General features: G+C 42.9%; 15 protein-coding genes and 1 riboswitch. Of the genes, 13 read left to right on the forward strand and 2 right to left on the reverse strand.

Annotated elements, in window-relative coordinates:
- Positions 1-72 precede the first annotated feature (72 nt).
- From resA to aroD, 8 genes are all read left to right on the forward strand, one after another.
- Positions 73-612 carry a thiol-disulfide oxidoreductase ResA gene (gene resA, locus ACQVGS_RS09480; RefSeq protein ID WP_044154915.1) on the forward strand — a complete coding sequence of 180 codons (540 nt, stop codon included), beginning with the start codon at positions 73-75 and terminating at the stop codon, positions 610-612.
- Complete coding sequence (gene resB / locus ACQVGS_RS09485; protein WP_106020040.1) at positions 609-2,237, forward strand: cytochrome c biogenesis protein ResB; 1,629 nt, start codon at positions 609-611, stop codon at positions 2,235-2,237. Before resA ends, resB begins: the two co-directional genes overlap by 4 nt.
- Positions 2,238-2,256: 19 nt before the next feature.
- Positions 2,257-3,432, forward strand: coding sequence for a c-type cytochrome biogenesis protein CcsB (ccsB, locus tag ACQVGS_RS09490; RefSeq protein ID WP_024121900.1), 1,176 nt, complete (start codon positions 2,257-2,259; stop codon positions 3,430-3,432).
- Positions 3,433-3,514: 82 nt separating this feature from the next.
- A complete protein-coding gene (gene resD, locus ACQVGS_RS09495) occupies positions 3,515-4,237 on the forward strand; it encodes a DNA-binding response regulator ResD (RefSeq protein ID WP_095713202.1) in 723 nt (240 codons plus the stop codon).
- The gene (gene resE, locus ACQVGS_RS09500; RefSeq protein ID WP_024121899.1) at positions 4,234-6,000 is read left to right on the forward strand and encodes a sensor histidine kinase ResE; all 1,767 of its coding nucleotides are present in this window, start codon (positions 4,234-4,236) and stop codon (positions 5,998-6,000) included. Before resD ends, resE begins: the two co-directional genes overlap by 4 nt.
- A 203-nt stretch (positions 6,001-6,203) precedes the next feature.
- The gene (gene sigX / locus ACQVGS_RS09505; RefSeq protein ID WP_024121898.1) at positions 6,204-6,788 is read left to right on the forward strand and encodes an RNA polymerase sigma factor SigX; all 585 of its coding nucleotides are present in this window, start codon (positions 6,204-6,206) and stop codon (positions 6,786-6,788) included.
- On the forward strand, positions 6,724-7,833 hold the full coding sequence (locus ACQVGS_RS09510) for an RsiX family anti-sigma factor (protein WP_491831473.1): 1,110 nt from the start codon (positions 6,724-6,726) through the stop codon (positions 7,831-7,833). Before sigX ends, ACQVGS_RS09510 begins: the two co-directional genes overlap by 65 nt.
- Positions 7,834-7,945: 112 nt before the next feature.
- The gene (gene aroD / locus ACQVGS_RS09515; protein WP_106020038.1) at positions 7,946-8,707 is read left to right on the forward strand and encodes a type I 3-dehydroquinate dehydratase; all 762 of its coding nucleotides are present in this window, start codon (positions 7,946-7,948) and stop codon (positions 8,705-8,707) included.
- 58 nt (positions 8,708-8,765) lie between these two features.
- Here aroD and serA read toward each other — a convergent pair whose 3' ends face one another.
- Positions 8,766-10,343, reverse strand: a complete 1,578-nt coding sequence (gene serA / locus ACQVGS_RS09520; RefSeq protein ID WP_101860353.1) for a phosphoglycerate dehydrogenase — start codon at positions 10,341-10,343, stop codon at positions 8,766-8,768.
- A gap of 206 nt (positions 10,344-10,549) precedes the next feature.
- A riboswitch (FMN riboswitch) is annotated at positions 10,550-10,684 on the forward strand.
- A 156-nt stretch (positions 10,685-10,840) separates the two neighbouring features.
- Between serA and fmnP the strand changes: the two genes are divergently transcribed.
- Positions 10,841-11,413 carry a riboflavin transporter FmnP gene (fmnP, locus tag ACQVGS_RS09525; RefSeq protein ID WP_024121894.1) on the forward strand — a complete coding sequence of 191 codons (573 nt, stop codon included), beginning with the start codon at positions 10,841-10,843 and terminating at the stop codon, positions 11,411-11,413.
- 39 nt (positions 11,414-11,452) lie between these two features.
- Here fmnP and ACQVGS_RS09530 read toward each other — a convergent pair whose 3' ends face one another.
- The gene (locus tag ACQVGS_RS09530; RefSeq protein WP_003225461.1) at positions 11,453-11,701 is read right to left on the reverse strand and encodes a ferredoxin; all 249 of its coding nucleotides are present in this window, start codon (positions 11,699-11,701) and stop codon (positions 11,453-11,455) included.
- Between the two features lie 265 nt (positions 11,702-11,966).
- On the opposite strand from ACQVGS_RS09530, the gene ACQVGS_RS09535 reads away from it, so the two are divergent.
- From ACQVGS_RS09535 to ACQVGS_RS09550, 4 genes are read left to right on the forward strand one after another with little or no spacing between them, the layout of a single operon-like run.
- Positions 11,967-13,025, forward strand: a complete 1,059-nt coding sequence (locus tag ACQVGS_RS09535; protein ID WP_188323813.1) for a YpbB family protein — start codon at positions 11,967-11,969, stop codon at positions 13,023-13,025.
- Positions 13,018-14,508, forward strand: coding sequence for a RecQ family ATP-dependent DNA helicase (locus tag ACQVGS_RS09540; protein ID WP_106020037.1), 1,491 nt, complete (start codon positions 13,018-13,020; stop codon positions 14,506-14,508). The genes ACQVGS_RS09535 and ACQVGS_RS09540 overlap by 8 nt, the downstream gene beginning before the upstream one ends.
- A 14-nt stretch (positions 14,509-14,522) precedes the next feature.
- Positions 14,523-15,104, forward strand: coding sequence for a CPBP family intramembrane glutamic endopeptidase (locus tag ACQVGS_RS09545; protein ID WP_283912421.1), 582 nt, complete (start codon positions 14,523-14,525; stop codon positions 15,102-15,104).
- Complete coding sequence (locus tag ACQVGS_RS09550; RefSeq protein WP_127696814.1) at positions 15,088-15,828, forward strand: LysM peptidoglycan-binding domain-containing protein; 741 nt, start codon at positions 15,088-15,090, stop codon at positions 15,826-15,828. The genes ACQVGS_RS09545 and ACQVGS_RS09550 overlap by 17 nt, the downstream gene beginning before the upstream one ends.
- The last annotated feature ends 51 nt before the right edge of the window (positions 15,829-15,879 follow it).

Below are 15,879 nucleotides of genomic sequence, written 5' to 3' on the forward strand. Positions count from 1 at the left end.
GTTAGAAATGTGAAATGATTGTGAAATGATATAATTGAATGGATCTGCAATAGGGGAAGGGGGCAGTGGACAATGAAGAAAAAAAGGCGTTTATTCATTCGGACCGGCATCCTTCTCGTTTTAATCTGCGCGCTGGCCTATACAATATACAATGCTGTATTTGCCGACAAAGAGAGCATATCCGAAGGGTCCGAGGCACCGAATTTTGTCCTTGAAGATACGAATGGGGAACGTATTGAGCTGAGTGACTTAAAAGGAAAAGGTGTTTTTTTGAATTTCTGGGGCACCTGGTGTGAGCCGTGCAAAAAAGAATTTCCTTATATGGCGAACCAATACAAATATTTTAAAGACCAAGGCGTTGAAATTGTCGCGGTAAATGTTGGGGAGTCAAAGATAGCAGTACATAATTTTATGAAATCCTACGGAGTGAATTTTCCGGTTGTCCTGGATACAGATCGTCAGGTGCTTGATGCCTATGGCGTATCTCCGCTTCCGACAACCTTTTTAATCAATCCGGAAGGAAAAGTTGTCAAGGTGGTGACCGGCACTATGACAGAAAGCATGATCCATGACTATATGAATCTGATAAAACCCGGAGCGACTTCGGGATGAAGCAGGTAAAATGTGAATGCGGACATATCAACCCGGTCGGAACCGTTTTATGTGAATCGTGCGGCAGGGCGCTTCAGGAAACGCAGCCCCCGCTTGCTGATATGAGATACGATGGAAGTGCGAGACGTTCACAAACCTATAACAAAACGTTCATTGATAAAATATGGAACTTCTTTTCTTCGGTTAAGGTCGGAATATGGCTTATCGTCATAACCCTTGCAGCATCAGCATTCGGGACTATATTTCCTCAAGAAGCCTATTTGCCCCCCGGCGCTCAGGCTGATACATATTATAAAGAACAATACGGCACGTTTGGCCAGCTTTATTATTTACTCGGGTTCCATCATTTATATGGATCTTGGTGGTACTTGCTGCTGATTGCCTCTATCGGCATTTCTCTTGTCATCTGCAGCCTTGACCGCGTGATTCCCCTGTACAGGGCATTGAAAAATCAGGGGGTCAGGAGAAGCCCTGTTTTCTTAAAAAGACAGCGGCTGTTCAGTGAAACGGAGACCGAGCTCAACCTTGAAGAAAAAGAAAAGATTGTGACTCTCTTAAAGAAAAAGCGTTATAGAATACGAGAACAAGAGGGCAGCCTTCTGGCGGAAAAAGGGCGTTTTTCCCGCTGGGGTCCGTATGTCAATCACATAGGATTAATCATTTTCCTGATTGGCGCAATGCTGAGATTTGTGCCGGGCATGTACGTCGATGAAACGCTCTGGGTCAGAGAAGGCGAAACTGCGGCAATTCCAGGCACAGACGGAAGATATTATTTGAAAAACAATCAATTCAGCGTAGAGACTTATAACAGCGATACAGAAAAAAAGGTGTTCGCTGATGCAATTGACAGAGTCGGAAGCGGAAAGGTCGCGAAAAATTTTCAAACAGACGCGGTTCTCTATAAACGGGAAGGCAAAATTGTCTACGGAGAGAAGCCGAAGCTGAAAAAAGTAAAAGAAGAAGATATTCGTGTCAATCAGCCGCTGCGCTTTGATTCGTTTTCTGTTTATCAGGTGGATTATAAAGAGAATCAGCTCGATCAGATGGTGTTTCAGCTGATTGACAAAAAATCAAAAAAATCCTTTGGGAGCTTACAGATCAACCTATTGGATCCAGATTCGGTTTATGATCTTGGCAACGGTTACAAAGTTGAGGTCGCCAGCTACCTTCCTGACTTCTATTTTAATCAGGACGGAGAGCCGAGCACAAAAACAAAAATCCCTAACAATCCGGCGTTTGTTTTTAATATCATAACGCCAGATAAGCCAAAAGGCGAAAAAAGCTTTGTTGCCATTCAAGAAACAATTGAAGGGTCGGGCAGCAATAAGTACAAGTTGAAATTTGACCATGTCGAAACGAAAAACATAACCGGTCTGACAGTCAGAAAAGATCTGACGCTTTGGGTGCTTGCCATCGGCGGAGCCATTTTTATGATTGGCGTCATTCAAGGAATGTACTGGCAGCACCGCAGAATCTGGCTGCATACACAGGAAGGTGCAGTCATGGTTGCCGGCCATACCAATAAAAACTGGTACGGACTAAAGCAGGATTTAAAATTTGTTTTAGCCGATACGGGGCTGACTGAACCAGCAGACCAAAAAGAATTAATGAAAACACAGAAATAGGCGAAAAGGGAGTGGTGTCATGGCGGAGCTGAGCGGAAATTTTCTTTATGCGGCCTTTCTTGTGTATTTAATTGCGGTCCCGATTTTCGGCGGGGCCATACGCGGAAGGAAAAATAAAAAAGACAGGGCAAACCGGTGGGCGACGATCGGGATTACCCTTTCGATTATCGGTTTTCTCTGCCACCTGGGCTATTTTATTACAAGGTGGGCTGCCAGCGGCCATGCGCCTGTCAGCAACATGTTTGAATTTACAACGGCCTTTGGCATGATGCTTGTGCTTGCGTTTATTATCCTTTATTTTATCTATCAATTGCCTTCATTAGGTCTGTTTACATTATCGATCGCTTTATTGCTGATCGCATACGCCAGCATGTTTCCGACGGACATTTCGCCTTTAATTCCGTCATTGCAGAGCAATTGGCTGTATATCCACGTAACCACGGCCGCGCTGGGGCAAGCTATACTCGCCATCAGTTTTGTCGCAGGTGTCATTTTTCTTTTGAAGCATGTTGACCAGACAAAACCAAGTAAAAAAACCTTTTGGCTTGAAGCTATCATGTTTATTATGGTGACGGCAGTTGCCTTTATTGTGATAACATCTGTGTTTCGTTTTGCCGGCTATGAAGCTGAGTTTAACTGGGTGGATAAGAATAAGGAAAAAAGCGTGATGGTCTATGAAATGCCCGCACTTGTAGGTCCGCATGAGGGTGAGCTTATCACCAAGGGGAAAATGCAGCCCATTGCAGAGCTTCCGGCCCTTTTCTCAGGCAGAAAGGTAAACACAGTGATTTGGTCGTTTGGAGCTGGACTCCTATTGTACGGAGCGCTTCGCCTGATCGTCAGAAAAAGAATCAGTGCCTGTTTACATCCTCTGGTGAAAAACGTGAATCTTGATCTGGTGGATGAGGTTGGCTACAGAGCCGTTTCCATCGGTTTTCCGATTTTTACACTCGGCGCGCTGATCTTTGCAATGATTTGGGCTCAGCTCGCTTGGACGAGATTTTGGGGCTGGGACCCGAAGGAAGTATGGGCGCTGATCACGTTTTTGTTTTACGCCGCTTATTTGCATTTAAGGCTGTCAAGAGGGTGGCACGGTGAGAAATCAGCATGGCTGGCCGTAATCGGTTTTGCCATCATTATGTTCAATTTAATATTCGTAAATCTTGTGCTTGCCGGACTTCATTCTTATGCATAGTCCAGAACAAAGCGATACAGTTATCAAACTTTCTCACGATTTGATAAAATGAAAGTAACAGAAGGAAAGCAGGGGGAAAACGATGGACCAATCCAATGAAACCAAAATATTAGTAGTTGATGACGAAGCCAGAATTCGCCGCCTTTTAAAAATGTATCTTGAACGTGAAAATTATGTGATTGAAGAAGCGGAAAATGGTGATGAAGCCATTGCCAAAGGCCTCGAAACCAATTATGACTTAATTTTGCTTGACCTAATGATGCCTGGCACAGACGGAATTGAGGTCTGCCGCCAAATTCGCGAAAAAAAAGCTACACCAATTATCATGCTGACCGCAAAAGGAGAAGAAGCAAACCGGGTGCAGGGGTTTGAATCGGGAACAGATGATTACATTGTCAAACCGTTTAGTCCGAGAGAAGTTGTGCTGCGGGTAAAAGCGCTTCTGAGAAGGGCATCTCAAAACTCTTATTTCAATGCGAATACGCCGACGAAAAACGTATTGGTGTTTTCTCATCTGTCAATCGATCATGATGCCCATCGGGTAACTGCTGACGGAACTGAAGTGAGCTTAACACCGAAAGAGTATGAGCTCCTTTACTTCTTAGCGAAAACACCTGACAAAGTGTATGATCGGGAAAAGCTTCTCAAGGAAGTGTGGCAGTATGAATTTTTTGGCGATCTGCGTACAGTAGACACACACGTCAAACGTCTCCGGGAAAAGCTCAATAAAGTATCACCGGGAGCTGCCAAAAAAATCGTCACCGTATGGGGCGTCGGTTATAAATTCGAGGTAGGCGCTGAATGAAATTTTGGAAAAGCGTAGTAGGCAAGCTGTGGGCTACGATCCTTTCTCTTGTCCTGATCGTATTATTTATTTTAACGGTGCTTTTACTCGAGTTTATCGAAAATTATCATGTGGAAGAAGCCGAAAATGATTTAACCCAGCTTGCAAATAAAGTCGCAGTCATCTTAGAAAAACACGAGGATCAGGCGCTGGCAAGGTCGATCACCTGGGAGCTCGCTGATAACTTAACAAGCATTGCGATCATACAGGATGAGAAAAAATACTGGTATTCGCCGAACGATAAAAATCGGCTCTCATCTATCACGCTTGAGCAAATACAGCGGGACAAGGATTTACATCAGGCTCTGGACAACCATAAAAAAGTCAGTAAACGCACGGGCCTGAGTGGCAGAGACACGGATAATGAACGCCTGATTGTGGGTGTTCCGTATGAAAAAGACGGAAAAAAAGGCATGGTCTTTTTATCTCAATCTCTGCTTGCCGTCAAAGACACAACAAAACACACGACCCGTTATATATTCCTTGCCGCAGGCATTGCGATTGTGCTGACCACATTTTTTGCTTTCTTTTTATCAAGCAGGGTCACGTATCCGCTTCGAAAAATGAGAGAGGGCGCACAGGATTTGGCGAAGGGCAAGTTTGACACGAAAATCCCGATTTTAACCCAGGATGAAATCGGTGAGCTGGCAACCGCCTTTAATCAAATGGGGCGGCAGCTTAACTTTCATATCAATGCGCTCAACCAAGAAAAAGAACAGCTTTCAAACATATTAAGCAGTATGGCTGACGGAGTGATTACCATCAATATCGACGGCACGATTCTCGTGACAAACCCGCCGGCCGAACGTTTTCTGCAGGCTTGGTATTATGAGCAGAATATGAATATTAAAGAAGGCGACAATCTTCCGCCAGAAGCAAAAGAACTGTTCCAAAATGCTGTCAGCACAGAAAAAGAACAAATGATTGAAATGACGCTGCAGGGCAGATCATGGGTGCTGCTGATGTCGCCGCTGTATGCGGAATCGCATGTCAGAGGCGCGGTTGCCGTTCTTCGAGATATGACCGAAGAACGCCGCCTTGATAAATTGCGCGAAGACTTTATCGCAAATGTCAGCCATGAATTAAGAACGCCGATCTCCATGCTTCAAGGGTATAGTGAAGCCATTGTCGATGACATTGCGAGCTCCGAAGAAGACCGAAAAGAGATTGCTCAAATTATTTATGACGAGTCGCTGCGAATGGGCCGCCTTGTCAACGATTTGCTTGATTTAGCGCGAATGGAATCAGGGCATACTGGATTGCATTATGAACAAATCAATCTTAATGAATTTATAGAAAAGATCATGCGCAAATTTTCCGGCGTTGCCAAAGAAAAAAATATTTCTTTGCATCAGGACATTTCTCTCACTGAAGAGGAATTTATGTTTGATGAAGATAAGATGGAGCAGGTGTTTACCAATTTAATTGATAACGCGCTGCGTCATACTCAATCAGGCGGCAATGTCTCCATCTCCGTTCATACGGTTAAGGATGGAATAAAAATAGACGTCAAAGATTCCGGCTCCGGCATACCGGAAGAGGATCTCCCATTTATTTTTGAGCGGTTCTATAAAGCGGATAAAGCACGGACAAGGGGCAGAGCAGGAACCGGACTGGGACTCGCTATTGTTAAAAATATTGTGGAAGCTCACAACGGTACCATTACGGTGCACAGCCGGATGGACAAAGGAACGACGTTTACGTTTTATATTCCGACAAAATGATCAAGTCGAGTCTGAATTTGCCGAAGAATCTTGTTCCATAAGAAACACCCGCTGATCCGAGCGGGTGTTTTTTAAAAGGTTTTTCTTAATAAAATTTAAGGATATGTTAATATAAATTCCCTTCCAAATTCCAGTTTCTCGTAATATAGTTGTAATGTAACTTTTAAGCTATTATTACGACTAAAGGAACGGAGGGGTTTCCTATGGAAGAAACCTTTCAAGCGTTATATAAAACTTACCATCAAGATTTATATCAATTTTTATTTTATATGGTAAAGGATAAAAGCCAGGCTGAAGACCTTCTTCAGGAGGTTTATATTCGTGTATTAAATTCATATCATACGTTTGAAGGAAGAAGCAGTGAAAAAACATGGCTTTTGTCGATTGCACGCCATGTGGCGATAGACTGGTTCCGTAAGCAGCAGACGATCAGACAGCGTGTACTCGGGACATTTGATTGGGACACACAGGATGTCAGAGATCAGCAATTGCTTCCGGACGAACTCGCGGTTCAACATGAAAATGTCCGGGAAATTTATGCTGCGCTCGATCAATGTACGATCGATCAAAGAGCTGTGATTATCTTACGGTTTATTCAGGGATATTCAATACAGGAAACAGCCAATGCTCTGCGCTTCTCGGAAAGCAAAGTGAAAACGACCCAACACAGAGGGCTCAAAGTACTTCGGAAACATATGGAGCTTTTGAGGGAGGAGCTAATGGATGATGAAGTCAGATTGGAACGAAGAACAGATAAAGGAGTTGTTAAGTCAACTGCCGGCAGTTAAAGACCATCGTTCTCCGCAAGACATATACAAGCGGCTTTCGATGGCAAAAAGCAAAAAAAAGTCCGCTGTTAGGTGGATTGGCCCCGCATGTGCCACTGCGGTTGCGGTTTATATCGCCTTCATTATTTCTCCTCATTTCTTTGATCAGGCACAGCCTCAACAAAAAGAAGCGTCCCAAGAAAACGCTATAACGAAAACTGAGACAGCAGACAGCAAAAAAGCTGCATTATCCCTGGATCAGTCATCGTTAGTTGTTCCTGAAAAGGAGCAGAACAATTATACGACTGTAGCAATTGCCGATGCCGAAACATCCACAATTATACCCGTCAGCATTAAAAAAACGAAATCAAACCAAACCATACAGGAGGTGCTGTTTGAAAGTGACCAATTGGATATCCTTGATCACGCCATCACGATTCCCTCCTTCATGGATGAAGTGGAGGTAAAGGAAAACCAAAACCATAAGGAATTAAATATACAAGTCGATCAGCCCATTGAGGCTTTTTCTGTAAAAGACGACGCAATACTAAAAAAATTGCTGAAAGAATCTTTAAAATGGAGTCCTTATGAAAAAATCAAAATTTACTCATCGGAGCAGAAAAAGGACGGCGCCAGTATTGGCTCAAATGGTACTTTTACTGAAATTCCTATTCCTAAACAGTCGAACAGAGCCTACTCCTTGTACCAAAATGAACAAGGACAAGACTTTCTCGTTCCAACAGAAAGAACATTTAATACTGTAAAAGAAGCTATTAAAGAAATGGAATCGAGCACTCAAACAAATACTGCACCTCTTATTCAAGCGGGTGCCGTCAAATCTGTAACGGAGAAACAGAATCACTTATATATCCATTTCTCAAAACACTCAGGAGTTGAGGATTCTATTGCCGGCATCTTAATGCTGGAGGGACTTCTTTTAACAGCAAAGGAGTTTGGCTTTACAGAAGTGACCTTTGCGGAAACGGGAACAAAAAAAATCGGCAGATACGATGTAACAGAAGCTATTCCGGTTCCTGCTGCTCCAAATCCGATTTCCTTAAATTAAAAGAGCCTTTTTTCAGGCTCTTTTTTCGTTGCTTTTCATATAATAGAAATTTTCAAAAAAAACTTGTCCGTGTATAATAAAACAAGGTAAAGATTGAAAGGATTTGAGACGAGTGAACGTGTTAACAATCAAAGGAGTTTCCATCGGTGAAGGGATGCCGAAAATCATCGTTCCGCTGATGGGGAAAACAGAAAAGCAAATTTTAAAAGAAGCAGAAGCTGTGAAATTACTGGATCCGGATATTGTCGAGTGGCGAGTCGATGTATTTGAAAAAGCAGACGACAATGAAGCAGTCATAAAGATGATCTCAAAGCTGCGAGAGTCTTTGAGAGACAAGCTGTTTCTATTTACATTCAGATCGCATAAAGAAGGCGGGAGCAAAGAAATGGATGTAAGTTCCTACATCGCTTTGCTGGAAACGGCTATCCGCACAAAAGATATAGACTTTATCGATATTGAATTATTTTCAGGAGAGGCAAACGTTGAAGCCTTAGTATCTTTAGCAGGAGAAAATGGTGTCTACGTGATTATGTCTAATCATGACTTTCAGAAAACACCTGCAAAGGACGAGATCATTTCTCGGCTTCGTAAAATGCAGGAGTTAGGAGCGCATATTCCGAAAATATCCGTAATGCCGAAGGATGCAGGAGATCTTTTAACCTTGCTTGATGCGACGTATACGATGAAGACAAATTATGCGGACCGACCGATGATCACAATGTCAATGGCGGGAACGGGATTAGTCAGCAGGCTGAGCGGTGAGGTATTTGGATCAGCTTGCACATTCGGCGCAGGAGAAGAGGCTTCAGCACCTGGGCAAATACCTGTATCCGAACTGAGAAACGTGTTAGAAGTACTGCACAAACATACATAAACAGGAAACCGTTAAAAAGCAGAAAAAAACTCAAGCTGCAGAGCTTGAGTTTTTTTCATTATGGAAGATCGATAAGTTTCACAGACACGATATCAGGAACATCTGTTAGTTCTTTCACAATTTTATCTTCTAAATGTCTGTCAAAAGAAAGCATCATGATGGCTTCTCCGCCTTTTTCTTTACGGCCAACCTGCATGGTTGCAATGTTAATATCGTTATCTCCGATAATACGTCCCACTCGGCCGATGACCCCCGTCGTATCCTGATGCTGGATGTAAACCAGGTGGCCTGTTGGATAAAAGTCGATATTAAACCCGTTGATTTCGACAATGCGTTCTCCGAAATGAGGGATATAGGTAGCTGTAACGGTAAAGGTGCTGCGGTCTCCTGTCACTTTTACGCTAATGCAATTATCGTATCCAGATTCAGAAGTGGAAATCTTTTCACTAAAGCTAATGCCGCGTTCTTTTGCGACACCGCCCGCATTTACTTCGTTAACTGTTGAGTCAACGCGTGGTTTTAAGAAGCCTGACAGAAGGCTTTTTGTAATAAACGATGTTTCAAGTTTAGCAATTGTGCCTTCATATTGAATCGCGACATCCTGTACCGGCTCTTTCATGCATTGTGATACGAGGCTGCCGATTTTTCCTGCGATTTGGTGGTACGGCTTAATCTTAGCGAATTCATCTTTTGTCATGGCAGGCAGGTTAATGGCTGACATAACAGGAAGACCTTTTGCGAACTGCAGAACTTCTTCTGATACTTGCGCTGCAACATTCAGCTGCGCTTCTTTTGTCGATGCCCCTAGGTGAGGAGTGGCAATCACTAACGGGTGGTCAACGAGTTTATTATCAACTGGCGGTTCAACTTCAAAAACGTCAAGAGCCGCACCGGCAACATGGCCGCTTTCTAAAGCTTCAAGAAGAGCTGCCTCATCGATAATGCCGCCTCGTGCACAGTTAATTAAGCGAACACCTTTTTTCGTTTTTGCAATCGTTTCTTTGTTTAATAAGCCTTTTGTTTCTTTTGTTAACGGTGTATGCACAGTGATGATATCTGCGCTTTCCAAGACTTCTTCGAACGTACGGCTGTTAACACCGATTTTTTTCGCTCTTTCTTCTGTTAAGAAAGGATCAAAAACGTGCACGGTCATACCGAAGGCTCTCGCACGCTGTGCAATTTCGCTTCCGATTCTGCCTAATCCTACAATTCCAAGTGTTTTGCCGTAAAGTTCCGAACCGACATATGCTGTGCGGTTCCATTCTCTGGATTTTACAGAGATATTGGCCTGAGGGATGTGTCTCATTAAAGATGAGATCATCGCGAATGTGTGCTCAGCTGTGGAAATTGTGTTTCCGTTTGGCGCATTAATAACAATTACCCCATGTTTCGTCGCTTCGTCAATGTCGATATTATCAACACCGACACCGGCTCTTCCGACAATTTTTAAAGAAGTCATTTTTTGAAAAAGGTCTTCTGTTACTTTTGTCGCGCTTCGCACCAATAGAGCATCAAAGGTATGTAATTCATCCTCTGCATCTGCTACGTTTTTTTGGACGATTTCAATAAAGTCTGATTCAATAAGTGGTTGTAAGCCGTCGTTGCTCATTTTGTCTGAGACCAATACTCGAAACATCGTAAGATTTCCTCCTAAATTGACAAACTAAATATCTGATAATTTAACATATTCTCAATAGAGTGTCAATGTGTATTGACGCAGTAAAGGATAAAAGGAAAGTGAGGAATTGACCAGTTTTAGAGACTTTTGGCGTTATATTTAATTTGAAGCAATTATCTATACAACCAACCGTTTATCGTTTATAATGGAACCAAATTCATATGATCAATCTTCGGGGCAGGGTGAAATTCCCTACCGGCGGTGATGAGCAATGGCTCTAAGCCCGCGAGCTGTTTTTGACAGCAGGATTCGGTGCGATTCCGAAGCCGACAGTATAGTCTGGATGGGAGAAGATGGAGGTTCAGCAGCGTTTTGAAAGAAAGGTTTTCAAACGTTTCTTTACCAAGCCAAATTTTTGAAACCCCGCTTTTATATCATAGAGCGGTTTTTTTATTGGCTGGAAAAAGAACCTTTCCGCTTTTCGAGTAAGATGTGATCGAAAAGGAGAGAGCAAATTGAAAGTAAAAAAATTAGTCGTGATCAGCATGCTGAGCAGCATCGCATTTGTTTTGATGCTGTTAAATTTTCCGTTTCCGGGGCTTCCTGATTATTTAAAAATTGATTTCAGTGATGTCCCTGCCATTATTGCGATTCTTATATACGGACCTTTAGCGGGTATTGCCGTTGAAGCGATAAAAAACGTTCTTCAATATATCATTCAGGGGAGCATGGCTGGAGTGCCTGTAGGACAAATTGCAAATTTCATTGCCGGAACACTCTTTATTTTGCCGACTGCTTTCTTATTTAAAAAGCTGAACTCAGCAAAAGGCCTGGCAGTAAGTCTTCTGCTTGGAACTGCAGCTATGACGGTGCTGATGAGCATTCTGAATTATGTTCTGATTCTTCCGGCCTACACATGGTTTTTACACTCCCCGGCATTATCCGACAGTGCGCTGAAAACAGCGGTAGTCGCTGGTATCCTGCCATTTAACGTCATAAAAGGCATTGTCATTACGATCGTGTTCACACTTATCTTTATCAAGCTTAAACCGTGGATTGAACAGCAAAGAAGCGCGCATATTCATTAAATAAAAAAAGCTCCCATAGGGGAGCTTTTTCGATTACTTCTATTCAAATTTAAGCGGGTCGCCCTCAAACGGCTCATCCGCCACTTTGATGGAATCAGTAGGGCATCCTTCAAATGCGTCAATCATATCTTCTTCCAGTACTTCAGGAACTTCGACAACGCCTTTGTTTTCGTCAAGCGTTACGAACGCGATGCCTTCATCATCGTAATCGTAAATGTCTGGTGCAGCCGCTCCGCAAGCGCCGCATGCAATGCATGTATCTTTGTCTACGATTGTGTACTTTGCCATGAATAAAACCTCCCAGATTGTTCTTGGTGGAACAAATGGATCAATCTTTATATTTAATCAATTTAACACCTATTCCTCTTACTTATTGTAATGATGTTGATGCCACATTTCAACAGAAAAATGATTGAGAATGCTTATCACATAAGGGGTTATCTACATAACATCCCCCCTAATGATGACTTTAAACGTCGATTTCTGTTTAAAATCTGTTAAAATAAAAAGAACAAACCAGCGATTTTTGTCAGGAAGAATGTGGGTGGATAGGTTGTCATTAAATTACTTTGATATCATGGTTCTCGATTGCCTTTCTAAAATAAACGGGGAACGGACAGGAAGTGCCGTTTTTCACTTATTCAAAGGAAAAAGATCGTCACAAACCATTCAAGATGCTGGCTTATTTCAGACTGCAAGATATTTTGGAATGGCTCCGCAATGTTCAAGAAGCGACATTTCAGCCTCACTTCGCAAGCTTGAACAGCAGTCATTTCTGGAACCGATGTCAGAAACAGATACATACAGAGTGACTATTAGAGGCGAAAGCATGTTGAGGCAGGCGCTGAGTGAACGGCCTTGGCCAGCCCATTGCCACGGCGCTTATTTTCAGCAGGCCGCAAGCGTGCTTTGGAAAAGACTTTCCCTTCTCGTACAGGTATTGTCAAATAAGCAGCACAGCAGCAGACAGTATATTCCCGTCACAAAAGATTATAAGACGCTTCACTGGGTCAAGCGATACATGCACAAGCAAAAGGATCATGAAAAACTGGCAAGAGGCTTGCAGGATATGCTGGAGAATCATTTGCAAAAGCTTGACGAGAAAGCAGCTCTTATCTTTGTCTACTCATTAACTTCATATAATAGGATCGGTTATACGAGCAGGCAGCTTGCTGACAATCTGAAAGAAGACGAGTGGTACGTTTATGTCTTGTTTTGGGCTGGGGTACATTATTTTATTCATTCCTTGCCGCAATGTGAAGATTCTATATTAAAGGATCTTCTTTCTGATGTGCATTTGGAGAACGCACTGACTGAGTCTACGAGAAAAACATGGCAGATGGTCAGACAAGGGATTCCGATTCAGCGAATTGCTGAAATCAGAAAGCTGAAAACCGCCACAATTGAAGACCATATCGTCGAAATTTCTCTTCATGAGCCGGCTTTTGTGATTGATGGATATATTTCGGCTGAAGATCAGCTCCAAATTGCTGAGTTCGCCAAACGCATGCGGACAAACAAGATCAAACAAATTCGAGAAGGCCTAGAGCAGCGGTTCAGCTACTTTCAAATCAGGCTGGCATTGGCAAAGCAGGTGAAACAGTATGACTAAATTACAGCAAGCGTTATATCAGTTTTTTGGTTTTCATTCCTTTAAAAAAGGGCAGGAGGACATCATCAGAAGCGTACTCAGCGGAAAGGATACCATTGCAATGCTTCCGACAGGGGGAGGAAAGTCTCTTTGCTACCAGTTGCCCGGTTATATGCTTGACGGTATGATATTAATCGTTTCTCCTTTGCTTTCTTTAATGGAGGACCAGGTGCAGCAGCTGAAAGCGCGGGGAGAAAAACGAGCTGCCGCATTGAATAGCATGCTCGGCAGGCAGGAAAGACATTTCGTTTTGGAGCATATCCACCGCTACAAATTTTTGTATCTGTCGCCCGAAGCATTGCAGTCGTCATATGTCCTGGAAAAATTAAAGAGCGTTCCGATCAGTCTTTTTGTTATTGATGAAGCGCATTGTATATCGGAATGGGGACATGATTTTAGACCTGATTATTCAAAGCTTGGACAGCTGAGAAAAAAACTAGGGCATCCGCCGGTGCTTGCTCTGACGGCTACGGCGACGAAGGATACGCTGCATGATGTCATGAATTTGCTTGATCTGCAGCATGCCGAACAGCATCTTAACTCAGTTAACCGGCCGAATATTGCGCTCAAAGTTGAAAATACCGCGGATACTGCCGAAAAAATAGATAGGGTCATTCAGCTGGTTGAAAACCTGCAAGGACCGGGAATTGTCTATTGTCCGACAAGGAAATGGGCAGAGGAATTAGCGGAGGAAATTAAATATAAAACAAGCAGCAGGGTTGATTATTACCATGGCGGCATGGATTCTGGTGACAGAATGTTAATTCAGCAGCAATTTATCAATAATCAGCTTGATGTCATTTGCTGTACAAATGCGTTCGGCATGGGTGTTGATAAATCTGATATCAAATATGTCATCCATTTTTATCTCCCGCAGACGGCTGAAGCTTTTATGCAGGAAATCGGCAGAGCAGGGCGTGACGGAAAACCGAGTGTCAGCATTTTGCTCAGAGCGCCTGGAGATTTCGAATTGCAGGAGCAGATTATCCAAATGGAGAGCCTTGCGGATGGAGAAATCGCCAATGTTATTCGCGTGCTGGAAGAAACGGAAGAACAGGACGAAAGAAAACTGCGCGAATTATTCATGCAATATGGTATCACAGAGACGCAGTCGCGCATGATCATCCATCTCTTTATGCAGGGGAAAACATCAATTGATCTGATCAAGCGGGAAATCACGTATCGCATGGAGCTGAAACTTGAAAAAATGCGTCACGTGGCAGCTTTACTTCATCGCGATGGCTGTTTAAGACAATCGCTGTTAGCCTATTTTGATGAAACATACGAGCCCGATAAAGGAAGCATGCCATGCTGTTCACATTGCGGTTTTGATCTTTCGCTGTATGAACAAAAAGAGGAGCGCGTCCAAAAAGCGCCATTAGACGGCTGGAGATCGGAATTGCACCGTATATTCAGTCTAGAGACTGTAGGTGAGCCGAACTGAAACAGCAAAAGGATTTGATCCAGCATCTGTCTGACCGTGATATACTGAAGCAGCTATACATGACACAGCTTCTGATCATCATGGTGTCCGCTGCTGCCGTTTTGTTCTTTTTTCAGGATATAAGTGATTTTTTCAGCCTCTGGCATATTAGAGATACAAGAATCATTTGGTATGGTGTTTCTTTGGCGGTTATTGTCATTTTAGCCGACATGGCAATCATGAAATGGTGTCCGCCTCATTTATATGATGACGGCGGAATCAATAAAAAGTTATTCAGTAAAAGGCCAATCCCTCATATTATATTTTTAACGCTTCTGATTTCTTTTGCTGAAGAAATGTTATTCAGGGGAGTGCTGCAGACCCATATTGGTTTATGGGCGGCCAGTCTTGTATTTGCTGTTCTTCATTTTCGGTATTTGACAAAATGGCTGCTATTTATCATGGTGACGGCAATCAGCTTTTTGCTTGGACTGATTTATGAATGGACCGGCAATCTATTTGTTCCGGTAACGGCGCATTTTATTATTGATGCCGTGTTTGCCTGTCAGATTCGTTTTGAACATGTTAGGAGGGATACACATGACGAACATGTCTAGAGTAGAGAGAAGAAAAGCCCAGAATCTTTATGAAGACCATAAAACCTCATTGGCGGACGACCTTTTCGAAGATGATGAAGAAAGCCTTCCGACAAGACAATCTGTAAAAAATCAAAGAGAGAAGAAAAAAAAGCAAGGCAAAACAAGAACGCCGTTATTTACCACTCTCGCAGTACTGTTTGTATTTGTGCCGGTTATCGTCTTTGTCACCTTATTTTATCTAATGAAAAGCCATCCGGGAAATCCCGATGATTATGAAGATGTTTTTATAAACAGCAGCCAGAGTAAATACGAGGTGGTCCAAAAACCAGAGGCCAAAAAAGAAACGGCAGAGACAGTTCTGCGCGAAGAGTCAAAAAAAAAATCTGAAGGCAAAAAGACAGAGAAACAAACAGAAGCAACAACTGATAAGAAGCAGCCTGCTGTAGCGGAAAAAGAGAACACAGCAAACAAACAGGAAGCAAAAAGCGCGGCTGCTTCCCCTTCCCCGGAAAAAACAGTCCAAAAAGAGCAGGAACAGGTACAGCAGCAGTCTGAACCAGTTCAAGATACGGAGGCAAAACGTATCGTTCAGCACACCGTTCAAAAGAAAGAAACGCTGTACCGCATTTCCATGAAATATTATAAAAGCAGATCAGGAGAAGAAAAGATCCGTGCCTATAACCATTTGAACGGAAATGACGTTTATACCGGGCAAATTTTGGACATCCCTTTGACTTATTAGCGGGCATCTTTTTGATCGCAGGCTCATATATTGTAGCAATGAAAAGGGACA

The sequence above is a fragment of the Bacillus sp. SD127 genome, assembly GCF_058566445.1.

Bases quoted from the DNA above. Each gene is read 5' to 3' on its own strand.
- resE (WP_024121899.1), top strand. From the start codon at position 4,234: ATGAAATTTTGGAAAAGCGTAGTAGGCAAGCTGTGGGCTACGATCCTT.
- ACQVGS_RS09530 (WP_003225461.1), bottom strand. From the start codon at position 11,701: ATGGCAAAGTACACAATCGTAGACAAAGATACATGCATTGCATGCGGC.
- ccsB (WP_024121900.1), top strand. From the start codon at position 2,257: ATGGCGGAGCTGAGCGGAAATTTTCTTTATGCGGCCTTTCTTGTGTAT.
- resD (WP_095713202.1), top strand. From the start codon at position 3,515: ATGGACCAATCCAATGAAACCAAAATATTAGTAGTTGATGACGAAGCC.
- ACQVGS_RS09510 (WP_491831473.1), top strand. From the start codon at position 6,724: ATGATGAAGTCAGATTGGAACGAAGAACAGATAAAGGAGTTGTTAAGT.
- resA (WP_044154915.1), top strand. From the start codon at position 73: ATGAAGAAAAAAAGGCGTTTATTCATTCGGACCGGCATCCTTCTCGTT.
- serA (WP_101860353.1), bottom strand. From the start codon at position 10,343: ATGTTTCGAGTATTGGTCTCAGACAAAATGAGCAACGACGGCTTACAA.
- ACQVGS_RS09550 (WP_127696814.1), top strand. From the start codon at position 15,088: ATGACGAACATGTCTAGAGTAGAGAGAAGAAAAGCCCAGAATCTTTAT.
- ACQVGS_RS09540 (WP_106020037.1), top strand. From the start codon at position 13,018: ATGACTAAATTACAGCAAGCGTTATATCAGTTTTTTGGTTTTCATTCC.
- resB (WP_106020040.1), top strand. From the start codon at position 609: ATGAAGCAGGTAAAATGTGAATGCGGACATATCAACCCGGTCGGAACC.
- sigX (WP_024121898.1), top strand. From the start codon at position 6,204: ATGGAAGAAACCTTTCAAGCGTTATATAAAACTTACCATCAAGATTTA.